The organism is Bradyrhizobium sp. USDA 4353 (assembly GCF_054063215.1).
In genome coordinates this window covers 3,871,722-3,893,830 of sequence record NZ_JBSSGB010000001.1, presented here as the reverse complement: position 1 = coordinate 3,893,830, position 22,109 = coordinate 3,871,722, and the positions used below count along the sequence as shown (strand labels likewise).

The 22,109-nt window shown below is 65.7% G+C and carries 16 protein-coding genes; 4 read left to right on the top strand and 12 right to left on the bottom strand.

Annotation, left to right across the window (positions count from 1 at the left end; translation table 11 throughout):
• Nucleotides 1-103 precede the first annotated feature (103 nt).
• On the top strand, nt 104-349 hold the full coding sequence (locus ACVILH_RS17385) for an Lrp/AsnC ligand binding domain-containing protein (protein ID WP_006613331.1): 246 nt from the start codon (nt 104-106) through the stop codon (nt 347-349).
• 341 nt (nt 350-690) lie between these two features.
• Nucleotides 691-1,755: a helix-turn-helix domain-containing protein gene (locus tag ACVILH_RS17380; RefSeq protein WP_456713977.1), complete on the top strand. Its 1,065-nt coding sequence runs from the start codon at nt 691-693 to the stop codon at nt 1,753-1,755.
• Here the strand turns inward: ACVILH_RS17380 and ACVILH_RS17375 are convergent.
• On the bottom strand, nt 1,709-4,219 hold the full coding sequence (locus ACVILH_RS17375) for a bifunctional diguanylate cyclase/phosphodiesterase (RefSeq protein ID WP_456713976.1): 2,511 nt from the start codon (nt 4,217-4,219) through the stop codon (nt 1,709-1,711). The two genes, ACVILH_RS17380 and ACVILH_RS17375, sit on opposite strands and share 47 nt — an antisense overlap.
• Nucleotides 4,220-4,456: 237 nt before the next feature.
• On the opposite strand from ACVILH_RS17375, the gene ACVILH_RS17370 reads away from it, so the two are divergent.
• The gene (locus ACVILH_RS17370) at nt 4,457-5,617 is read left to right on the top strand and encodes an ABC transporter substrate-binding protein (RefSeq protein WP_456713975.1); all 1,161 of its coding nucleotides are present in this window, start codon (nt 4,457-4,459) and stop codon (nt 5,615-5,617) included.
• A gap of 32 nt (nt 5,618-5,649) precedes the next feature.
• Here ACVILH_RS17370 and ACVILH_RS17365 read toward each other — a convergent pair whose 3' ends face one another.
• The 11 genes from ACVILH_RS17365 to ACVILH_RS17315 form a co-directional block, all read right to left on the bottom strand.
• Nucleotides 5,650-6,570, bottom strand: a complete 921-nt coding sequence (locus ACVILH_RS17365) for a c-type cytochrome (RefSeq protein ID WP_456713974.1) — start codon at nt 6,568-6,570, stop codon at nt 5,650-5,652.
• A gap of 128 nt (nt 6,571-6,698) precedes the next feature.
• Nucleotides 6,699-7,148 carry a c-type cytochrome gene (locus tag ACVILH_RS17360; protein WP_035647434.1) on the bottom strand — a complete coding sequence of 150 codons (450 nt, stop codon included), beginning with the start codon at nt 7,146-7,148 and terminating at the stop codon, nt 6,699-6,701.
• A 131-nt stretch (nt 7,149-7,279) separates the two neighbouring features.
• On the bottom strand, nt 7,280-9,589 hold the full coding sequence (locus ACVILH_RS17355; RefSeq protein WP_456713973.1) for a xanthine dehydrogenase family protein molybdopterin-binding subunit: 2,310 nt from the start codon (nt 9,587-9,589) through the stop codon (nt 7,280-7,282).
• Between the two features lie 191 nt (nt 9,590-9,780).
• On the bottom strand, nt 9,781-10,743 hold the full coding sequence (locus ACVILH_RS17350; RefSeq protein ID WP_456713972.1) for a DUF1775 domain-containing protein: 963 nt from the start codon (nt 10,741-10,743) through the stop codon (nt 9,781-9,783).
• A gap of 50 nt (nt 10,744-10,793) precedes the next feature.
• Nucleotides 10,794-12,968 carry a TonB-dependent receptor family protein gene (locus ACVILH_RS17345; RefSeq protein ID WP_456713971.1) on the bottom strand — a complete coding sequence of 725 codons (2,175 nt, stop codon included), beginning with the start codon at nt 12,966-12,968 and terminating at the stop codon, nt 10,794-10,796.
• 41 nt (nt 12,969-13,009) lie between these two features.
• Nucleotides 13,010-13,393, bottom strand: a complete 384-nt coding sequence (locus ACVILH_RS17340; RefSeq protein ID WP_456713970.1) for a DUF2946 family protein — start codon at nt 13,391-13,393, stop codon at nt 13,010-13,012.
• A gap of 118 nt (nt 13,394-13,511) precedes the next feature.
• A complete protein-coding gene (gene murJ, locus ACVILH_RS17335; RefSeq protein WP_456713969.1) occupies nt 13,512-15,041 on the bottom strand; it encodes a murein biosynthesis integral membrane protein MurJ in 1,530 nt (509 codons plus the stop codon).
• Nucleotides 15,042-15,443: 402 nt separating this feature from the next.
• The gene (locus ACVILH_RS17330; RefSeq protein ID WP_456713968.1) at nt 15,444-16,208 is read right to left on the bottom strand and encodes a hypothetical protein; all 765 of its coding nucleotides are present in this window, start codon (nt 16,206-16,208) and stop codon (nt 15,444-15,446) included.
• 471 nt (nt 16,209-16,679) lie between these two features.
• Nucleotides 16,680-17,648, bottom strand: coding sequence for an IS110 family RNA-guided transposase (locus ACVILH_RS17325; protein ID WP_456711844.1), 969 nt, complete (start codon nt 17,646-17,648; stop codon nt 16,680-16,682).
• Between the two features lie 1,193 nt (nt 17,649-18,841).
• Nucleotides 18,842-19,990, bottom strand: coding sequence for a DegT/DnrJ/EryC1/StrS family aminotransferase (locus ACVILH_RS17320; RefSeq protein ID WP_456713967.1), 1,149 nt, complete (start codon nt 19,988-19,990; stop codon nt 18,842-18,844).
• Between the two features lie 50 nt (nt 19,991-20,040).
• On the bottom strand, nt 20,041-21,051 hold the full coding sequence (locus ACVILH_RS17315) for a Gfo/Idh/MocA family protein (protein WP_456713966.1): 1,011 nt from the start codon (nt 21,049-21,051) through the stop codon (nt 20,041-20,043).
• A gap of 343 nt (nt 21,052-21,394) precedes the next feature.
• Between ACVILH_RS17315 and ACVILH_RS17310 the strand changes: the two genes are divergently transcribed.
• Nucleotides 21,395-22,108, top strand: a complete 714-nt coding sequence (locus ACVILH_RS17310; protein WP_456713965.1) for a DUF1223 domain-containing protein — start codon at nt 21,395-21,397, stop codon at nt 22,106-22,108.
• Nucleotide 22,109: the final 1 nt, after the last annotated feature.

The window sequence follows — 22,109 nt, the reverse complement described above, 5'->3', positions numbered from 1 at the left end:
GCGGGCCGCGCCGGGCAAGCAGGGCCGCCGCCGGAGAAAGCGTATCGACTTCGCTGGAAAACGCTATATTGAGGCCTGAAACGTCTTCCGGAGACCGCCTGCAATGGTTCCTTTCTTCGTCCAGATCAAGTGCAAGCTCGGCCAGTCCTACGTCGTGGCCAATGCGCTGGCCGAGGCCGAGATCGCCTCCGAGATCTACTCGACGGCCGGCAATTACGACCTGCTGGTGAAGTTCTACGTCGACAACGAGACCGACATCGGCCACTTCGTGAACGAGAAGGTCCAGGTCCTGCCGGGCATCCAGGACACCCACACCATCATCACCTTCAAGGCCTTCGGCGCGAGCTGAACGCTTTGCGGTGCCCGCAAAGAGAAAGGCGCCCGTCGTGACCGACGAGCGCCGAGATCCTCAAAATGGCACAAGCATGATTTCGTCATGAAAGCCGGTGAGCGGCCCCGCCGCATGCCGGATGGAGACCTCGCGGCCGTTCGGAAAGCCGGACCTTTCGATCGCGAGGGGGCAATGAGGGGACCATCGAATGGCCCGGCTTTCCGTCAGCAACTTGGCGTTAGGCGTTCTTTAACCGGTCCACGCGGCACCGGGTCAAGGCGAACGGGCCGTCGGATACGGTCGATCAAGAAGTTGAGACAAAAGCTCAATCAAGTCGGCGACGTCGTGTGAAGAGTGAGATGAAAGCCGTTTCGTCCCTGCTGCCGAGCTACGGCTTCTCGGCCGAGCAGATGGACACCGCAGCCAACATCGCAGCCTGGCGGGAAGCGACCTCGACCTTCTTCGACGTCGATGAGCTCGCCGCAGGCGAGCCGGCTCCGTTCAGGGCCGATGTCCTGTCCTACGCGCTGGGATCGGTGCTGCTCGGCTCCGCCCGCGCCAGCGGCCAGCGCTTCCGGCGCTCCCCCGAGACGATCGCGCGCAGCGGCGTCGACCACGTCATCATCCAGCTCTACGTGCGGGGCGGCTATGAGGGCGTCGCCGGCCAGCGGCCGATCAAGGTCGAAGCCGGCGATCTCTGCGTGCTGGATCTGGCCCAGACACTCGAAACGCGTGCGCGCGCATTCGAGAACGTCACCATGGTCGTTCCCCGTCCGATGTTCGACGCGCGGCTGCTGCAGGTCGATGATCTGCACGGGCTTGTCCTGCCGCGCAGCGGGGCGATGGCGCCGCTCTTGGCGCGGCATTTCGGCGCACTACTCGATTGCGCGCCGCGCATGAGCTTCGACGAGTGCCAGGCCGTGGTCGACGGCACCGTGTCGCTGATCTCGGCCTGCCTGCGCGGCGAGCTGGAGCGGCGCGACGCCGATCGCAGCGTCACCGCGGATGCCTCGCTGCTGCGCATCCGGCAATATATCGAATCCCGGCTGGCCAGCCCCGAGCTCAGCGCCGACGCCGTGGCGCTGCATTTCGGCATGTCGCGGGCGTCGCTCTATCGGCTGTTCGCGCCGATCGGCGGCATCGCGGAGTACATCCGCAGCCGCCGCCTGCACCGCGCATTCTTCGATCTCGCCGGCAGCGGGGCGCGCTCCCTGCGCATCAGCGAGGTGGCGCGGCGCTGGCAGCTCGGCACCGACGCGCATTTCACCCGGCTGTTCAAGGCCGCCTATGGCATCACGCCGAGCGCCGCGCGCGAGGCGGCCATGCTCGGCCTGCCGCAGATGCCGTTGCAGGGCGACACCGAGCCGGCCTCGCCGCTCAGCCGTTGGATGCGAGGGATAGCAGCGCCCCGGACCGCGGAATGAGCGCGACCACGGCGCCCGGACGCGGCTCGCCGCTGTCTGCTGCGTCCGCCTCCGGCTGCGTCTCCTCCTCATCAGGCTCCGACGCCTTGCGGGCAATGTCGAGGTGCTGCTCGAGCTGCTCGACCGGCATCGGCCGGCCCAGCAGATAGCCTTGCGCGAAGTTGACGCCGAGCGCGCGCAACTGCGACAGTTGCTCCTCGGTCTCGACGCCCTCAGCCGTGATCTGGATGCCGAGCCCGCGGGCCAGCGTCACGACCGACGAGATCACCGCGGCGCTTTCGTCACGCGTGCTCAGATTGGCGACGAACGACTTGTCGATCTTGATCTTGTTGAACGGGAATGCCGTCAGCGAGCGTAGTGAGGAATAGCCGGTGCCGAAATCGTCGAGCGCCAGCGAGATGCCGAGCCCCTTCAGCCGGTCGATGAAGCTCTCGTTCTCCGCCGCGCGCTCCAGCAGCACCGACTCGGTGATCTCGATCTCGAGCCGCTTCGGATCGAGGCCGGACCTTGCGAGCGCCGACTGGATGACGTCGAACAGCTCCGCCTGCTTGAACTGGACCGGCGACAGGTTGACCGCAACCTTGACGTCCTCAGGCCAAGCCGTTGCATCGTCGCAGGCGCGGCCGATGATCCACTCACCGAGCGGCACGATCAGGCCGGTCGATTCCGCCAGCGGGATGAACTTGTCCGGCGGCACAAGCCCCTTCACTGGGTGGCGCCAGCGCACCAGCGCCTCGACGCCGCGGCGCTGGCGGGTGTCCGCGTCGTAGAACGGCTGATAGTGCACCTCGAACTGGCACTGCGCGATGGCGTCACGCAGATCGCCTTCCAGCGTATTGCGCGCTTCGAGCTCGGCCGACATCGCATCGTCATACATCGTGTAGCAGCTGCGGCCGGCGGATTTCGAGCGGTACAGCGCGAGGTCGGCCTTCTTGAGCAGATGCTCCTGGTCGCGGCCGTGCTGCGGCGCCAGCGAGATGCCGATGCTAGTGCCGATCTCGACGCGCTGGCCGGCGATCTGGAACGGCTCGGCGATCAGCCGGGTGATGCGCTGCGCGAGCTCGATCGCGGCCGCGCGCTGGTCGGTGAAGCCCGCCTGGATCAGCGCGAACTCGTCGCCGCCGAGCCGGGCCAGCACGTCCTCGTCGCGCAGTTGCGAGCGCAGCCGCTGCGCGACCTGCACCAGCAGCTCGTCGCCGGCGCCGTGGCCGAGCGAGTCGTTGACGTTCTTGAAGCGGTCGAGGTCGAGCAGGAAGACGGTGAAGCGGCCGCTCTTCTCGTCGTTGATGCGCTCCATCTCCTCCAGGAAGAAGGCGCGGTTGGCGAGTCCCGTCAGCGCGTCGGTCTGCGCCAGCTCGAGCACGCGGCGATTGGCAAGCGCCAGTTGCAATGCGTTGCGGCTCGACAGCGCGAGATACACCGCAAGGAAGATCGTCGTCGCCATGCCCGCCGCGTACAGCGCAAGGGCGCGGTTGTGACTGGCCATCAGTCCGCCGGCGGGCGCCGCCTGGAACACCCAGTCGGCATCGCCGATGCGCAAGGTGGTCGACCAGATATTGGGATCGGCCGGCCAGCGCTGCGGGTCGACGCCGGAGGCATTGATCACGCGCTCGGGCGGCAGCAGGTTGATCTGCAGCGCCGGACTGTTCGGATTGTTGGCGCGCACCGACTGCAGCAGCATCGGCAGATCGAACACGCCGACGATGAAGCCGGAGAGATTACGGCGACGATCGGCAACCGTCGTGCGCGACGTCCCCTTGGCATAGACGGGGATGCCGATCATCACCGCGTTGTTGCGCTCGTTCTGGTTGATCAGGTTCTGTCGTGTGCGCAGCGCGCCGATCATGTCGTAGTCGCGCGACTGCTCCAGCACCGCGCGATGATCGGGGATGCTCCAATAATCGAGGCCGTAGACCGGCGAGGTCTTCGCCTCCGTGGAGAAGTAGACCGGATAGTACTCGTCGCTCTCGGGCGCGACCGTGCCGTCCGGATACGACTTGATGCGGAAGGCGGGAACGCCGTCGGTGATCGCGGCGGCCTCGTACTCGCCGCGCTCCTTGCGCTTGATGCGCGGCAGCCAGGCGAGACGCAACATGCCGCGATGCGCCTCGAACAGCCGCGCGCTGAAGGTCTGATACTCGCTGCGGGTGATGTCGTCGTTGGCGGATTCGAAACGGGTGCGCAGCGCGGTCAGGCGGCTGACATATTCGTTGACGCCGTTCTGGACCAGGATCGCCTGCGCCTCGGCAACGCCCTCGAAATCAGTTCGCGCCAGCCGGTTCTCCCAGCGTCCGACGGCAACCGTGCCGGCAATCGACAGGACGACGCCGACGCATGCGGCGATGATCGCAGGTCGATAAAGACGGTATCGCGATAGTGACGCGCGCAGCCTCTCGCGCCCGCCACCGATGCGAGCACTTTCCTGTTCCTGCAGCGTCGGTGCGCTGTACTCTTCAACCTGCAATATGGCCCCCGCCAAACGGCTGCCCCTCACTACGCGTGTGCCGATGGTCAACGGGCTAAGTTAAAGACGGTCAAAGATGATCAGTGGTGGAGTACCAGAAACCCTGGCTTGGTTAATGACTGACTTTTCAAGGCCACCCAAAACGCGATCAAGCGGGCGGTACCTCTTTAGCGAGGTCTTCATTCAACGCGTGTAGGCTGAGTTGTCATCAGGCGTACCCGTGCAGCGAAGATCGCAATGAGCTGGCTTGCAAGTTTCCGAAACTCCATTCTTCTCGTCCTGCTCGCATGCGGCGTTCCACTCGCCTCGGCCGTTGCGGACGAGCTTGGTGTCACCAACGACTCGATTTTATTCGGCCAGGTCGCAGCGCTGGAAGGTCCATCAGCGGCGCTGGGTCAGGCCGCGCGCCAGGGCCTGCTCGCTGCATTCAGCGAGCTTAACGCCAAAGGCGGCGTCTATGGCCGCAGGCTGAAGCTCGCGAGCCGCAATGACGGCTACGATCCTGACCGCTCGGTCGTCGAGACGATCAAGCTGATCTATGAGGACAAGGTGTTCGCGCTGATCGGCGCCGTCGGCACGCCGACCGCGATGGCCACCGCGCCGATCGCGGCCTCGAACGACGTGCCCTTCATCGGCCCGGTGTCGGGCGCCGAATACCTGCGTGCTCCCGAATTCCAGAACATCGTCAACATCCGCGCCAGCTACGCGGCCGAGGCGGAAGCCACGATCAAGCATCTCACCGAGGAGCTGCGCCTCACCCGGATCGCGATCTTCTATCAGGATGACGCGTTCGGCCGCGACGTGCTGGCCGGCGTGAAGACCTATCTCGATCGCCGCGGCCTGGAGCTCGCCGCCGAAGGCACGTTCGAGCGCAACACTCGCGCCGTCGGCGCCGCGCTCAAGGTCATCAGGCGCGCCGAGCCGGAAGCCGTCATTCTGGTCGGCACCTACGGCCCCTGCGCCGAGTTCATCAAGATGGCGCATCGCTCGGGCTTCAACCCGACCTTCTCGGCGGTGTCCTTCGTCGGCGGCAACGCGCTCGCCAAGGAGCTCGGCTCCGAGGGCCGCGGGGTCATCATCTCCGAGGTGGTGCCGTTTCCGTGGGACACCGATCGCCGCGTCGTCGCCGACTATCAGGCGGCGATGAAGGCGCTCGATCCGAGCCAGACTCCGGACTTCATCGGGCTCGAAGGCTACATCACCGGGCGCCTGGTGGCGCGCGCCCTGGCGATGACCGGGCCGAACCCGACACGCGCCGAGCTGCTGCGCATCATCAACGAGGTCGGCCAGTTCGACATCGGCGGGCTCGTCGTGAGCTTCGGCAGCGCGCGCAAGGAGAACCCGCCGCCGGTGTCGCTGGTGGTGATCCAGAGCGACGGCAGCTTCAAGCCGATCTAGCCAGCATCGGCGCGCCGGCTCAGCTCGCAGGTTCAGTTCGCGGATTTCTTCGGCTTCGGCGGACCTTCGACCGGCGGCAGCGATTTCAGATAAACGGCCATCGCCTTGCGATCCTCAGCCGTCAGCTGCGAGGTATTGCGGATCACCCGCGCCATCGAGCCGCCGGCGCTGTCGCCGTCGGGCAGCTGCCCGGTCTCCAGGAAATAGCTGATATCGCTCTCGCTCCAGTCCGCGAGCCCCTTCTGGGTGATGTTCGGCACGAAGCCATGGCCTTCCGGATCAGGGCCGCCGGCGAGACGCTGCGCGGTCTTGATGCCGCCGAGCGGGTTGCGCGGACTGTGGCACTCCGCGCAATGGCCGAAGGTGTTCACCAGGTAGGCGCCGCGGTTCCACTCGGCCGAGCGCGAGGCATCCGCGACGAACGGCTTGTCGTCGAAGAACAGCAGCTTCCAGACCCCGACGGTGCGGCGGATGTTGAACGGGAATGGCAGATCATGCGGGCGCGACGCGCCGCTGACCGGCGGCAGCGTCTTCATGTAGGCAAAGAGATCCCTGACGTCGTCGGCCTTCGCCGCGGCGTAGGAGGTATAGGGAAACGCCGGATAATAGTGACTGCCGCCAGGCGACACGCCGCGCAGGACGGCGTTGACGAACTCGGCCTCGCTCCAGCGCCCGATGCCATCGTTCGGATCAGGCGAGATGTTGGGCGCATAGAAGGTGCCGAACGGCGATTCCAGCGGCAGGCCGCCGCCGAGCTTCAAGCGATCCGGCTGGTTCGGCACGGCATGGCATGACGAGCAGCCGCCGATGTTGAACATCTCCTGGCCATTGGCGAGATCGGGCGCGCGCGTCGCCGCTGCGAGCGTGATCGTCGACGGCTGCGTCAGCCACCAGAATACCGCAAGACCGGCGACGCCGAGCACACACAGAGCAAGCAGGAGGCGGCGGTGCATGGTGGCTCCGTGACTGCGGGAGAAGGATTGCGATGGAGATGCGCCCGCGAGAATAGGACGCCGACGCCGGACAAACAAAGAGGGGGCGAACGCGCAGCCCGCGTCCGCCCCCTCAAACTCGCGTCAGATCAGCTGTTCTTGAGACGGAAGGTCTCGTGGCAGCCGCCGCATTCCTTGCCGATCCCGGGCGCGGTCGCCTTCAGGCTGTCGAGATCCTTGATCTTGGCCTTGGCCTCGGTGACGACCTTGGCGAAGCTGTCGATCTTGGCCTTGAAGCCGGCCTGGTCTTCCCAGATCTTCGGCGAGGCGCTGTAGTCGCCCTCGAACTTCGCGCCCTTCATGCTCGCCGGATACATCGTCGGCAGCTTCTTGGCGGTCTCGTCGAGCTGGGCCAAAGCGGCATTGACGGCGGCCTGGTCATACGGCTTCTCGCCCTTAACCATGGCGATCAGGACACCGCCGAGGTTCTTGGCGTTCGCCTTCATGATGTCCTGGCTCTGCTTGACCAGGTTCTCCTGTGCCATCACGGCGCCGGCCCCTAGCAGCAACGCTGCTGCTACCACGACAGTCCGCTTCATCAATTCGCTCCTTTGTTGTCACAATCCCGTCCAGCCCACCTGGACGGGTCGCGCCTGGTTGGTCAACCCCTGTCCCGGCGGGTTATTCCGGAATTGAGGCGGATATCGGAGGGTGCTCAGGGATACCGTACTCAGAGACTGTGACGGCGATGCTGCTCCCGGATCGCGATCCAGACGCGCTCGGGCGTCGCCGGCATGTCGATGTGGTCGATCTTGTACTCGCGCCACAGCGCCTCGACGATCGCGTTGACCACGGCCGGGCACGAGCCGATCGCGCCGGCCTCGCCCGCGCCCTTCACACCCATCGGGTTGGTCTTGCAGGGCACGTTGTGGGTCTCGAAGGTGAAGGTCGGCGCGTCCGCGGCGCGCGGTAGCGCGTAGTCCATGTAGCTGCCGGTGACGAGCTGCGCATCGGAGTTGCTGTAGACCACCTGCTCCATCAGCGCCTGGCCGATGCCCTGCACCGCGCCGCCATGCACCTGCCCCGCGAGCAGCAACGGATTCAGCGTCACGCCGAAATCGTCGACGATCACGTAGTTGACGATCCTGATGATGCCGGTGGCCGGATCGAGCTCGATCTCCGCGACATGGGTGCCGTTCGGATAGGTGCCGTCGGCGCTGGCGAAGGTGGCGCTGCCGGCGAGCTTGGCGGGATCGACGCCGGGGCGCTTGGCGAGATCGGCGAAGGAGATCGACCGGTCGGTGCCGGCGACGCGGATCACGCCGTCGGCGATTTCCAAGTCACCGAGCCCCGCTTCGAGCGCCTCTGCCGCGATCTGCTTCAGCTTGTCGCCGAGGTCGTGCGTCGCACGCTGCACGCTGACGCCGCCCGAGGGGATCGAGGCCGAGCCGCCGGTGCCGAGACCCGTCGGCACCTGGGCGGTGTCGCCCTGGTGGATATGGACGCGCTCCGGCGGCAGGCCGAACTGCTCGGCGACGATCTGCGCATAGGCCGTCTGATGGCCCTGCCCGCTCGACTGCGTGCCGATCAGGATCGTCACGTCGCCGTTGGGATCGAGCTTCACATGGGCGGTCTCCTCGCCCATCGTGCCGCAGACCTCGACATAGCTCGCAAGGCCGATGCCGCGGACGAGGCCGTTCTTCTTGGCCGCCTTGGCACGCTTGGAAAAATCCTTCCACTCCGCGATCTCCATCGCGCGCTTCAGATGCGCGTTGAAGTCGCCGGAGTCATAGACCTTGCCGGTCGCGGTCTTGTAGGGCAGCGCGCGCGGCGGAATGAAGTTCTTGCGCCTGATCGCATCGACCGACATGTCGAGCTTGCGCGCGCAGGCATCGACCAGGCGTTCGATGACATAGGCCGCCTCGGGACGGCCGGCGCCGCGATAGGCATCGACCGGCACGGTGTGGGTGAAGATCGTGCGCACCCGGCAGTGGAAGGCCTGGATGTCGTAGAGGCCCGGCAGCATGCCGGCGCCGCCATGCGGGATGTAGGGCGCAAAGGTCGAGAGATAGGCGCCCATGTCGCCCATCAGATCGACGTCCATCGCAAGGAACTTGCCGTCCTCGGCGAGCGCCATCTTCGCTGTCGTGACGTTGTCGCGGCCCTGCGCATCGCCCATGAAATGCTCGGAGCGATCGGCGGCCCAGCGCACTGACTTGCGCAGCCGCTGCGCGGCGACCGCGACCAGCGCGTATTCCCGGTACGGAAACAGTTTTGTGCCGAAGCCGCCGCCGACATCCGGGCAGATCACCCGCATCTTGTCGGTCGGGATCTTCAGCACGTTCTGGCACAGGATGTCGCGCAGGCGGTGGCTGCCCTGGCTGCCGGCCGTCAAGGTCAGATGATCGCGCTTGGTGTCGTATTCGCAGACCGCGGCGCGCGTCTCCATGAAGCTCGCGACCACGCGCGGATTGACGATGCGGATCTCGGCGACCGCATGCGCCTTCGCAAACGCCGCCTCGGTCGCCGACTTGTCGCCGATCGAGACGTCGAACAGCACGTTGTTCTTGTGATCGGCCCACACCTGCGGCGCGCCCGGTTTGATCGCATTGACGACGCCGGTCACGGCCGGAAGCGTCGTCCACTCCACCTTGATCGCCTCGAGCGCGTCGCGCGCATGGTCGAGCGTATCGGCCACGACGAAGGCGACGGCGTCACCGACGTGGCGCACCTCGTCCTTGGCCAGGATCGGGTAAGGCGGCGCGGTGAACGGATCGGTCTCGAGGTTGAACAGGCACGGCAGGCCGCCGAGTTCCGCGGTGTCCTCGGCGGTCAGAATCAGCGCCACGCCGGGCAGCAGCCGCGCCTCCGCAACGTCGATGGTGAACTTGGCATGGGCCTGCGGCGAGCGCAGCACGAGGGCATGCAGGGCGGCCGATGGCGCGAGATCGTCGGTATAGCGGCCCTTGCCGCGAATCAGCGCGTCATCCTCTTTGCGGAGAACGCTTTGTCCCATACCGAACTTGATTGGAGCTGCCATCTGGTTTCTCGTCCCGCTTCGTTTTGGCGATGTTGGCGCCATATTGCAGCGGAACGAGGCCTCGCGCAAACGGCAACTCCGCCGCAGGGGAACACGACCGGTCAACTCTCGGCCAGCGCAGCACCGGATCATGCTGCGCTGCAATCAGGCAGCCCCGGAGCGCATCGGCGCCGGAGCCGCCCTCATCCGCCTCAATGATGCGCGTGCTCCGCCTTGGCGCCGTCCTGTTGCCCGGGCGCCTGAGCGCCGACGCCGAGCACGTCGAGCAGCACGGCCATCTTGCCGGCGCGCTCGAACTGCAAGGTCACGGCGACCGACTTGCCCTCGACCAGCGGCGCCTTGAGGCCGGTGAGCATCAGATGCAGGCCGCCGGATGTCAGCGTGACCGTCTGTCCCGGCGGCAGCACAAGCCCCTCCTCGATCGGCCGCATCACCATGACGCCGTCACGTGTCGACATCTCATGGATCTCGACGCTCTCGGCGATATCGGCGCTGACGGAGACCAGCCAGTCCGGCTCACGGCCCGTATTGGTGAGCGTGAGATAGCCAGCGCCAACCTTGGCGCCACCGGGCGTGGCGCGACTCCAGCCCGAGGACACCGTGATGTCGCCCTTGGCGACACCGCGCGGCGGCGGCTCGGCGGATGTCAGCCGCAGCAGCGGCGCGGGATATTTCAGCGCATGCGGATCCTGGCCGGGCGCGGCGATCTCGACCCAATTCGCCGTCCCCTTCTCGCAATCCTGGATCGCGGCAATGGGCAGCACATCGCCCGGCTTGAACGTGTCGGCAACGAAGCCCGTGAAGGTGAACTCGTCATAGTAGCTGTCCTCCAGCCGGCCGCTCCAGCTGATCTCCTTGACGCCTTCGCTGAGCTGCGCGCCGTGAAAGAAATGATAGGCCCGCGCGTAAGCGCCCTTCTTGACGTCGATGGTCCAGCCCGGTTTCGGCATCGGCTTGACCGCGATCAGGCCTTCCGGCACCTGCACGGTCAGACGCACCGTCGCAGCGCCCTCGCAGCCATGCGGCACCGCGAGCACGGCCTTGACGGTCTTGCCGATGCGCGCCTCCGGCTTGTCAAGGACGACATGGGCCTGCGCCGGGGCGCTGCCGAGCGCAGCGGAGAGAGCGGCGAGGCCGATCAGGATGGATTTCACGAGAGCAGTCCTTTGCGAATGAGTGGTGTGATCGCGCATGGTGCGCCTCCTCACAGCTTGTAGCGGAGGCCGGCATAGACGCCGCGGCCGTTGCCGGGATTGAACAAGGTCGAGGTCGGCGTCGCCCGATCGATGATGCTGGTGGTCGCGATATAGGCCTTGTTGGCGAGGTTGCGGCCTTCGAGATACGCCGAGAAATTCTTGCCGTCGTCATAGGTCGCCTTCAGGCCCCACAGCAGATAGGACTCCGTGCTGAGCGTGTTGGCGCTGTCGACGAAATAGGATTGCGGCACCCACTCGATGTTCGGACCGAAGGCGACGCCGCTCGGATGCTTGTACAGCAGCTCCGCGCGCAGGAAGTGCGGGGGCGCGCCCGGCAGGCGGTTGTTGCCCCAGGTCGCATCATTGCTGTAGCGGAAGTCGTTGTAGGTGTAGGCAAGATTGAGCCAGACACGGTCCGGCGTATCGCTCTTCACCGCAAGCCCCTTCAGCAGGCTGAGGCCGAGGCCCGCCTCGACGCCCTGATGCATCGTCTTGTCGGCATTGGTGACGTTGCAATTGCCGAACGACGAATAGAAGCATTGCAGCTCGTTGCGGATATCGGCGTGGTAGAGCGCGAAATCCCAGGTGACGTCAGGCCGCCGGCCGCGCGTGCCGATCTCGTAGGTGGTCGCGGTCTGCGCCTTGACGTCATAGAAGCGGACCAGCGCGCCCCTGCCCTCGCCGAAGCTCGGCGCCTCGCCGCTGCGAGAGATGTTGGCGAACACCTGCCAGTTCGGGTCGACATCCCAGAGCAGGCCTACCTTCGGGCTGGCGAGATCGTACGTGGCGGTGCCGGCCGCGTCGCCGTTGAGCGTGAAATTGACCTGCTGGCTGCGCACCGCGTGCAGGAACTGCGCGCCGGCAATCAGCGAGACGCTCGGCAGCGCGTACCAGGCATTCTCGGCATAGAGCGTGTAGTTCTCCGGGTTCTGGGTCAGCGAGGACATCTGCATGCCCTTGTTGCCGCCGGTGTTGACGAACTGGTTGGCGTCCGTGGTGCCGTTCTGAATGTTCAGCCCGACCGTGAAGCGGTTGCGATGGCCGCCGATCTCGCGATCGTCGACGGCGCGCACGAAGCCGCCATAGTCGTGATAGCGGTAGTCGAGCCATTGGAAGATCGGATGCATCAGATGCCGGTCGACCGCGAACACGCCGAACTCGACATCGGTGTTGTCGAGGTGGAGCGTCGACTTGTTGGCGACGCGCACCGTGTCGATGTTGCGCTGCCAGTCGTTGAGCACATTGTTGGCGGCTGCTGTCTGCGGCGAGTTCAGCGCGCTGGTCTTGGTGACCTCGCCCGGGATGCGCTGCCGCACCGAGTTGGCGTTGAGATAGAATCGGGTCTCGAAATCAGGCGACACCTGGTAGCCGAGATTGGCGCTGCCGCGCTCGGACTGTCCCCAGCTGTGGTCGCGATAGCCGTCCACGCGCGACGCCGAGCCGGTCACGAAATAGTCGGCCGCGCCGTAGGTGCCGCCGGTCGAGGCCTGGCCACGCAGGAAGCCGAACGCGCCGCCATCCAGCCGGCTCTCGAACGCGGAGGCGTCGCGCCCGGTCGGCGTGACAAAGTTGACGGCGCCGCCGAGCGAGTTGGCGCCATAGCGCAACGCATTGGCGCCCTTGTAGACCTCGACATAGCGATAGGCGGTCGGGTCGATCTCCTGGAAGTCGCCATAGCCGTCGGCGGTGTTGATCGGAATGCCGTCGAGATAAAGCTGGGTGCCGCGCAGATGGAAATTGCGCGACAGGCCGGAGCCGCGAATCGACAGCCTGGTGTCGTCGCCCCATTTCGGCTGCGCGAACACGCCGGGCACGTAGTCGAGCACGTCCTTGATGGCCTGCGCCGAGCCGTTCTTGAACGCGGTATCCGGCACGACGGCGACGGCGCCCGGCGTCTGCTGGATGCGCTGGGTCGCTGTTTGCGTATTCGGCGCGGTCCGGCTCGGCGCGGGACCGGCGGGAGCTGCCGTGGCCGTCTGCGGGGCGGCTGCCGATCGGGGCGCGCGCGCTCGTCGCACGGGCTGATCATTGCCGGCGGGCCTCGCCGGACGCGACACGGCGGGCCTGGCCGGATCGACGGTGACCGTCGGCAGATTGCTGGGCTCGCGGGCTTGCGAGAAACAGGGAGATGACAACGTGACAAGGCACGTCGCCGCGCAAAGCGCGGTTACGGAACGGGACATGATGAACCTCTGGACGAACGAAACCTGATGACAAGCTGCGATCAGGCGTTCGCGGGAGGTCCTTGCGACAGGCGGGGTTCACGGAGGCGGGAATCGCGCGCAGCCCAGGCGGCGAAGCTGGCAAGCCGCAGCTCGCTGGCGCTGCGCACCAGCATGGCGACGACAAGTGTCGGCACCGGCGCGGCATGGGCGGCGAAGGCGCAAACCGCGCAGAAGTCCTTGTGCAGGACCGCGGAGTCCGGCGTGCTGGGGCCGTGGACGTTGCCATCAGCATCGGTGCAGATCACACCGAGATCGTTGGCGGCTGCGGCCGCCATCTGCGCCGACATCGCGCCGGCGAGCACCATCTGCAACGCGATCAGATATGCGGCCAGAATGCCGACCGCCCTCCTCGCCCAGTTTGCAGTTTGCCGCCGTCGCGTCACGAATGATCTCCCCGCGCGCGACAATATTCGCCGCGCCGCAGTGGCGCAAGGCATAACAGATACGCGCGCAGGATCTCATCAGTTCGCGCGCAGTTGTATGTCATGCCACGCGCCGGCCTCAGCGGCGCACGAGCGCCTTGAGCCAGCGCAGGCCGAACAGCGCCAGTATGGCGGCGGCATAGATCACCGCGCCGACGATGATCAATACGCCCAGCATGGCCTCGTCCTGCAGACGGCCGAGTGTGGCCAAATGCGGCAAAACCACGGAAACCGTCAGCCAAAGTGACGTGGCGAGCAGCACGCCGGTCGCGGCAAACTTCAACAACGACGACGTGAGAGGGCGATCGAGGACGAGGTAGCGCTTGTGCACGGCAAAGCCGAGCACCAGCAGCAGATTGATCCAGGCGCCGACGGCGGTCGCCAGCGCCAGGCCAACCTGCGCCAGCGAGCCCATCAGCAGCACCTTCAGGATGACGTTTGCCGTCAACCCGGTGAGCGAGGCCTTGACGGGCGTCGCGGTGTCCTTGCGCGCGTAGAACGTCGAGACCGCGCTGCGGATCATCACGAAGGGAATGAGGCCCACGGCATAGGCCGCGAGCGTCGCGCCGGCCGCCGCTGCATCGCCTTTGGTGAAGGCGCCGCGCGCGAACATCGCGCGCGTGATCACATCGGGGACCGCGAGGAAGGCGGCGACGAACGGCACCGAGAACAACAAGGTGAACTCGAAGGCGCGGCGCTGCTGCTCCATGGCGCCCTGGTGATCGCCAGCGGTCAGCCGCCGCGACATCTCCGGCAGCAGCACAGTGCCGATGGCGATGCCGATCACCCCGATCGGCAACTGATTGAGACGGTCGGCATAATACAGCGCCGAGATCGCGCCGGCGGGCAGGAAGGTGGCGATGATGGTGTCGGCGAACATCGCCACCTGCGTGCCCATCGAACCGAGCGTGGCCGGCCCCAGCGCCTTGAAGAAAGCACGGATGTCGTCGTCGAGCTTGAGCGGCGCAAACCGCGGCAGCCCGCCATGGCGGGCGAGGTCGCCGGCGAGCAGGACATACTGCAGGAAGCCGGAGATCAGCACGCCCCATGCCGCGGCATGGCCAGCGTTGGGAAAGAATGCCGCCAGCGCCAGCGTCAGCATCATCGCAAGATTGAGGAAGATCGACGCGGCCGCTGCGCTGGCGAAGCGCTGCATCACGTTGAGCATGCCGCCATACAGCGTCACCAGCGTGATCAGCAGCAGATAGGGAAAGGTGATCCGCGTCAGCGTGATCGCCATGTCCCGCTGCACCGGATCGTCGGTGAAGCCCGGCGCCAAAATCGTCATCGCCTGCGGCATGAACACCCAGGCGAGGATCAGCAGCACGACCTGCGAGGCCAGCAGCAGCGTGAAGATCCGATCCGCAAACAGGCTCGCGGACGCCGGCCCCTTCTCGCCATGGACATGCGCATAGGCCGGAACGAAGGCGGCGTTGAACGCGCCCTCCGCAAAGATCGCCCGGAAATGGTTCGGCAGCCGGAACGCAATGAAGAACGCGTCCGCAATCGGCCCGGCGCCGAGGATCGCCGCCAGCATGATATCGCGAGCAAAACCGGTGAGGCGCGACAGCAGCGTATAGCCGCCAACGGTGAAGATACGTCCGAGCATGGGGGGCTTGTAGAGGATTGGCGGCGGAGTTTGAAGCGGGGACACGCAGGAATTCCGCTTGAAGTCGAAGTGTGGCCATCCGCGCAGCTTCCCTGGCCTATCCAGGCTTTGGGTCGCGATCGCACATGGCGCTTTGCCTATTGTGTCTGCTTCCGTGCCGCCGTGGGCCGGGCTTGACCCGGCCATCTACGTCGTGAGGCGCGCCCGGAACCACGTGGATGCCCGGGGACAAACTCAGCCACCACGGAGTAACTCATGGCAGCCTGGTACGATCACGACGTACCCACCCGACCAGTTGTGGCGCGCAATATTCAATAGCAATGACGATCGCCGCGCCGACCGCCCTGTGCGCTCAACATATACGTCGAGCACTAGCGTTCGCATCAGAAAGCTGACTAATCTTCACGGATAATAGGACCACGTTCCGGCTTGGACCGAGTGCCGTTCCAGCGGGCGATCGGGCGTCGTGGGAGCGAGAAGAGGCTTGGTGAGCGTGGCAGGAATTTCGAGCTCACACCGATCGGAACCGTTGCGGTAGACAAGGGCCCCTCGCTCAATCCGTAGCTCGACAGCGCAGCCGGGCCGTGGCTCGCCGGACCATCGCTCCAGGGCCGCAATGGTGTCCGGCATTGCGATCGCTTGGAGCGCCTTAATCTCATCTATCAGCCTAACGGCTTGCCGGGTCTTGGGCAGGATCGAGCCGACAAAGCTTTCGAAAAACACCGCGCTTGTGTCCGGTATTGTCAGGGTATTGTGGATCACCTGCTGCAGCTGGATGGAGAGGCTACGAACACTGCGGCGAACATTCGTCGGCCAGGGCGAAAACAGCAGATGTCCCGACAGTCTGTAACTTAGATTGCCGGACTTGGTTCGCTGCCATGGCCACGGACAATCCTGACCGCTGTTACCTGATTGAAGCAGGAGCTGGCCTCTCGTCTTGCGGAGGATCGGCCAGACATTTTTCGCCGGCGAGCGACGAATCGCGTCGTGAAGCTGCGCTATCGCAAGCGTCACCGGCGCCGCCTCAGCGAGCGCCGCGATGGCCGCAACCACGTGCGGACCATTCCGGCGTGCGTAATCCTCCGCCAGCCGGCGGTTCAATCCGCGCAGATGCTCGCGATAGGTCCACATCTGCGCGTCATATGCGTCTGCGGTTTGCTGAGCCATTGACCATCCAACTTCTGAGCACGCAGCGAGCCAATTGTCCAGTTTCCAAGCAATCCCCGACATTCCCGACGCTATTGTCATTTTGTTAACGAGAGCTGGATTGCGCAAGGCAGCGCGGTTCTCTCGACAAGGCCGCTTCGGATCACGACACGAAGAAATGGCCGTCAATCGCCGGTGGTCGGCCGAAGCCGCCGCGGGGGGGGGTCCCGCCGGACGAGAGCGTAAGAAGCCCAAATGAATTCCGATAAAAATAATTATATTCCGATTTTACGGAAATCATGATTATCTCCCGCCCATCCCGCCTCATGCAGGAGCAACTGTGCTTTTGAGGTAGGCCGGCGAACGGCCGGCCTCAAGGCTGGCGCGAGACGCGCCCCCGCCTTCGGCGGCTGAAGGCCTTGACCCCGTCCGCTCGCCGTCCTGTTGGCTTGGCATGCGCTCGGTCGTGAACCGAGCGCATGTGGCGCTCGATCAGCTCATCGCAACGCGCGGCTGCTTGGGATTCCATTTTTCGCCGCGGGCGATCATCGTGTTGAGGATGATGATCAGCTTGCGCATACAGGCGATGAGGGCAACTTTCGGCTCTTTGCCCTTGGCGATGAGGTGTTCATAGTAGGTCTTGAGCACCGGATTATGCTGCGTCGCTGCTCCGAGGCAGGGAAGGAACAGGCCGTTTCTCACCCAGCGCCGACCTCCCTTGATGTGGCGCTCGCCTCGGCGCTTGCCGCTGTCGTCGTCGTAAGGGGCAACACCGATCAGGGCAGCGGCGATCCTATCACTCACCTTGCCGAGTTCCGGCGCTCCTGCGATGAGGAGCGCGGAGGTCATGACGGCAAGCCCCGGCACACTTTCAATGATCTCGGCGCGCTCGGCAAATTCCGGCGTCGCCTTGACCCTGGCGAAGATCGCAGCCTCGAGCTTCGCAATCTGAGCCGCGAGCGTCTTCAACACCTGGGAATGGGCCTTCTGCGCCAATCCCGGCACAACATGCTCGGTCTGGTTCTGCAAACGGGTTTTCAGATCCATCAGATTCTTGCGCGCTTTCACCAGCCCCGCCAGTTCCTCGCGTGCAGCATCGTAGATCTGGCTCGGTGCCTCGTCGAACGTCTCGGCGAACCAGGCGATCATCTCTGCGTCTATCGTGTCGTTCTTCGCCAGTCGACCCGCCGACAAGGCGAAGCTGCGAACCCGTTTGGGATCAACGATCCGCACCTCTATCCCGGCCTCGCGCAGCGCCTTGGCCCATTCGCGCTCATAGCCGCCGCTGGCCTCCATGACGGCCTTGGTCACCTTGTGCTTGCGAAGCAAGGCCACCAACTGGCGATGCCCAAGCGAACTGCTCGGGAATGTCTGCCGTACTCCGAGTTTCCGAATGCAGCCGTCCACCTTGTCCTTGGCCACATCGATACCAGCGACACCATTTGCGATCTGTGTCATCATCCACTCCCTTCCTTGCCTTGTATGGGCTCGAAGCCCTTGCAACTGTTCGGGTTGAGGAAGATCACCGGAGCTGTCCCTCGCTCTGATACAGGCTCTGCCGCGTTTGGGGCGTTACGGGCTCAGATCCAGCGACGGGCGGTTTTGCGAGAACCGCCCGTTCGCACATTCTGACAGAATTTCTGAACACAAGGGGCGTTGCGCGCGATCGTCACGACACGCGAGGCGGGGATGCGATGGCCGTGAGAGCTCGCAGCATGTCCTCCTGGGCGTGCGGACGAACGGGCTGTTACGGACGGTCAAGTCGCGTGGTCCTGGCCTCCCGATGCTGAGGTCCGCGATGGCGTGCGAAGCGCGTTGTCGCGATACGGTGGCCAACGAGCCGGGCACCGGGGAGATCGCGGAGCAGCCGGAAGCCCATCGCGCAGGGAATGCCGGAATGTCGGCTGAACCTGTGGTACCTGCCGCCTGCATTCTTTTCAGCAGGCGGGCCATGGGTGAGGCCTTCACCCGGCATTCCCTGCGCCCTCTGCACCGTTGCGAGGGACGAAGTGATCGCAAGCCTCGGGCATCAGGTGCCGCGAGATCGCGCCGCTATGTCGATCGCTGTTTGAGATGTAAATCGGAATCGGAGCCGCGCCGCCGTAGGGTGGGCAAAGCGGCCGCCCGCAGGGCGGTCGCGTGCCCACCGCGCATCCGCACGGGTGGGGGCAATGGTGGGCACGGCGCGGGATGGGTCGGTCCAAAAAGCATGTAGTTGGGCGCGCCTTTGCCCACCCTACGGACTCGGAGGCGAATGGAGACCGCTTGTCTCACCACCGTCATGGCGAGCGAAGCGAAGCAATCCAGAGTCACACGCGCGGCCCTGGATTGCTTCGCTTCGCTCGCAATGACGGCGAGTATGACGAGCCCGCGTCCGCACCAATGACACCGGTTAGAACTCACCCGCCGCCGTCATCCCGGACAAGCCTGCCGACACGCAGCGGCGGCGGGCGCCGATCGGGAATCCATACGCCGTGGCTGATGTGTTGGGCAAAGGGCCAACGACCAGCGGGGCCCAAACCGCGCCCTGGGGTATGGGTCCCGGCGTTCGCCGGGACGACACCGGTGTGTGGGGCTGCCGGTGGGGCAGATCAGTTCAGCGCGCGCGGCTCACCGTAACGACGCGAGCCGGATACGTGACGATGCGTGAGGCCTCAGGCCAGCGCGCCGCGCACGACGTCGATGATGCGGGCCTGTGTCGCCTCATCCAGATAGGCGTGCATTGGCAGGCTGATGACATCGGCCGAGAGCTGCTCGCTGACCGGCAGGCCACCGTCGGCGCTCGGGAAGATGCGATACGCGGTCTGCTGGTGCATCGACTTCGGATAGTAGATCGCGGTCGGGATGCCCTGCGCCTTCAGCGCGGCAGCAAACGTGTCGCGGTCGACGCCGCGCGGCAGGCGGATGGTGTATTGCGCCCACACCGAGGTGCAGCCCTCGACGAGGCGCGGCACCTTCACGACGTCGGCCAGCGCCGCGGTGTAGCGCTCGGCGACCGCGTTGCGCGCGCGGATCTCGTCCTCGAAGATCCGGAGCTTCTCGATCAGGATCGCGGCCTGGATGGTGTCGAGCCGCGCGGTGAGGCCGAGGCGGACGTTGTCGTATTTGTCGCTGCCGCCGCCATGGGCGCGCACGCTGCGCAGGCGCTCCAGCAGGCCGGCGTCGTCGGTCAGGATGGCGCCGCCGTCGCCGAAGCAGCCGAGCGGCTTGGCCGGATAGAAGCTGGTCGCGGTCGCAAGCCCGAAGGTGCCGATGCGGCGGCCCTTGTAGCTGGCGCCAAAGCCTTGGGCGGCGTCGTCGAGCACGAACATCCCCTCGTCCGCGGCGATCGCGGCGACGGAGTCGTGATCGGCGGCCTGGCCGAACAGGTCGACCGGAATGACCGCCTTCGGCTTCAGGCCGAGCCGCTTCGCGGTGGCGATGCCACGGCGGAGCGAGGCCGGGTCGATGTTGAAGGTGTCCTCCAGCACGTCGACGAAGACCGGCGTGGCGCCGGTCAGCGCGACCGACTCGCCGGTGGCGCAGAAGGTGAAGGACGGACACAGCACCGCATCGCCCGGGCCGATGCCCTGGGCCATCAGCACCATCAGCAGCGCATCGGTGCCGCTGGAGCAGCTCACGGCATATTTGGCGCCGCAGAACTCGGCGAGCTCCTTCTCGAGCTGGATGATCTCGGGGCCGCCGAGAAACTGGCAGTGCGCGAGCACGCGGGCGACCGCGTCATCGAGCGACTTGCCGAGCCGCTGGCGCTGCGCGGCGGTGTCGATGAACGGAATGGGCTGATGACGCAAATGCTGGTTCATGAGCTCTGACGACTTTTCGAGCGGCGGAAATGGGTGAAGCAGAGATGCGACTAGCCGGCAGCGGCGCGGCGCTTGGTGGCGGCGGCCTCGGCCGGGCGATGGCTGGAGGTCTCCAGGCACTGCGTGGCGATCGCGAGACTCGCGACGCCCTCGTCGCCGGTGACGGCGGGCGACGTGCCGGAGCGCACGGCGTGCAGGAAGGCGATCAGCTCGGCGCGCAGCGGCTCGTCATGGCCGACCGGCAGATGCCGCATCGAGTAGCTGCCATCCGGCTTGAAGCCGAAGCATTCGGTGACCTGGCGGGTCAGCAGGTCACCCATGATGTACTTGCCGCGCGTCGCCACGGTGACGTTGCGCGCCTTGAACGGCGTCAGCCAGTTGGTGTTGATGTGGGCAAGCACGCCAGAGGCGGTACGGAACTGCAGCAGCGCGATGTCCTCGCGCTCGGCGACCGCGCTCGACAGCTGCGGCTGCACCTCAATGATATCCGACTCTGTGAACCAGCGGATCAGGTCGATGTCGTGCACGGCGAGATCGATAACGACGCCGACATTCGACATGCGCGGCGGGAACGGGCCGACGCGGGTGATGGCGATCGACAGCAGGTCCTCGCCGGCGATCGCTTTCTTGATCGCGGCCACCGCCGGATTGAAGCGCTCGACATGGCCGATCATCAGGGTGACGCCGGCGCGATGCGCGGCCGCGACGATCTCCTTGCCCTCCTCCACCGTGGAGGCAATCGGCTTCTCGACGAGGAGGTGCACCTTGCGGGCGATGCAGGCGAGCGCGAGCTCATGATGCAGATGGGTCGGCGCAGCGATCGTCACCGCATCGACACCTTCGGCGGCGAGCTGATCGAGGCTCTCGAAGGTCGGGCAGTTCGCAAGCTCGGTGACGCGAGAGCGATGCGCGGGCAGCGGATCGACGACGCCGACGAGGTGAACATCGGGGAGGCCTGCGAGCACGCGGGCATGATTGCTGCCCATCACGCCGGCTCCGATCACGCCGACTCGCAGCGCCTGCCTCAGCTCGGCCTTGTGGCCCGCCCCCTTGGAACTCATGTCGCTCGACCCCATCAAAGTCACGGAATGGCCATAACAGTTAACGAACTGCAAATCAGCCGGTCGAAGCTCTCCTAGCATGTCACTTCAAGCGAGGCGAACGCGGAAACCTTTTTCAGGACACGATTTGATTCAGAAAGTTACATCGGAGCCCGAGAAAAAACGGAGCGTTTTGAAGGACCTGGGCGGCCGTCCTCGCGTGTGCCGCGCGGCCCGCTCAACGATCGCGACGGGCGCGGGACTGAGCGCGCGATCGTATCACGGCTGCGTGTGGGCGCCGCGCAGCGGTAACGCGATGGCTCGGGCCTGCGAAGGAGGTCATGCCACCTCGCGGGAGAACGCCATGTCCTTACGCCACGCCTCGCTACGCCACGTTGCTCACTTCGCCATCCTGCTCGCCTCGTTCGCGCCCTGGTCGCCCTCGGCCGCGGCGGAGGTGAAACGACCCGTCGTCATCGAGCTGTTCACCTCGCAGGGCTGCTCGTCGTGCCCTCCTGCGAATGCCTATCTCAATGAATTAGTCCGACAGGGACGCGACGTGCTGCCGCTCGCGTTTCATGTGACCTACTGGGACCGCCTCGGCTGGAAGGATCCATTCTCGCTGCCCGCCGCGACCGATCGCCAGGCCCGCTATGGCAGCCGCTTCGGCGACGGCTCCTACACGCCGGAGATCGTGGTCGACGGCCTGACCAGCCATGTCGGCTCCAACAGAGCCGAGATCGGACCGGCGATCGACCGCGTTCGTGTTGCGAGCTCCACGGCGGCCAGCGTCAAGCTCGCGCGCAATGGCGACCAGCTCTCCGTGGAGATCGCCGGCGGCGAAGGGCGCGGACGAATCGTGCTGGTCGGCTTCGACCGGCGGCATGAGACGGCGATCCGCCGCGGCGAGAATGGCGGCCGCACGCTGGAGGAGCTCAATGTGGTCCGCTCGGTGCGCGCGCTCGGCGATTGGAGCGGCGCCGCGCTGCGGCTCAACGAGCCGATGCCGGAGGGCGAGGATGCGGCCGTGCTGCTCGAGGCACCGGATGGACGGATCGTCGGTGCCGCGCGCCTATAGC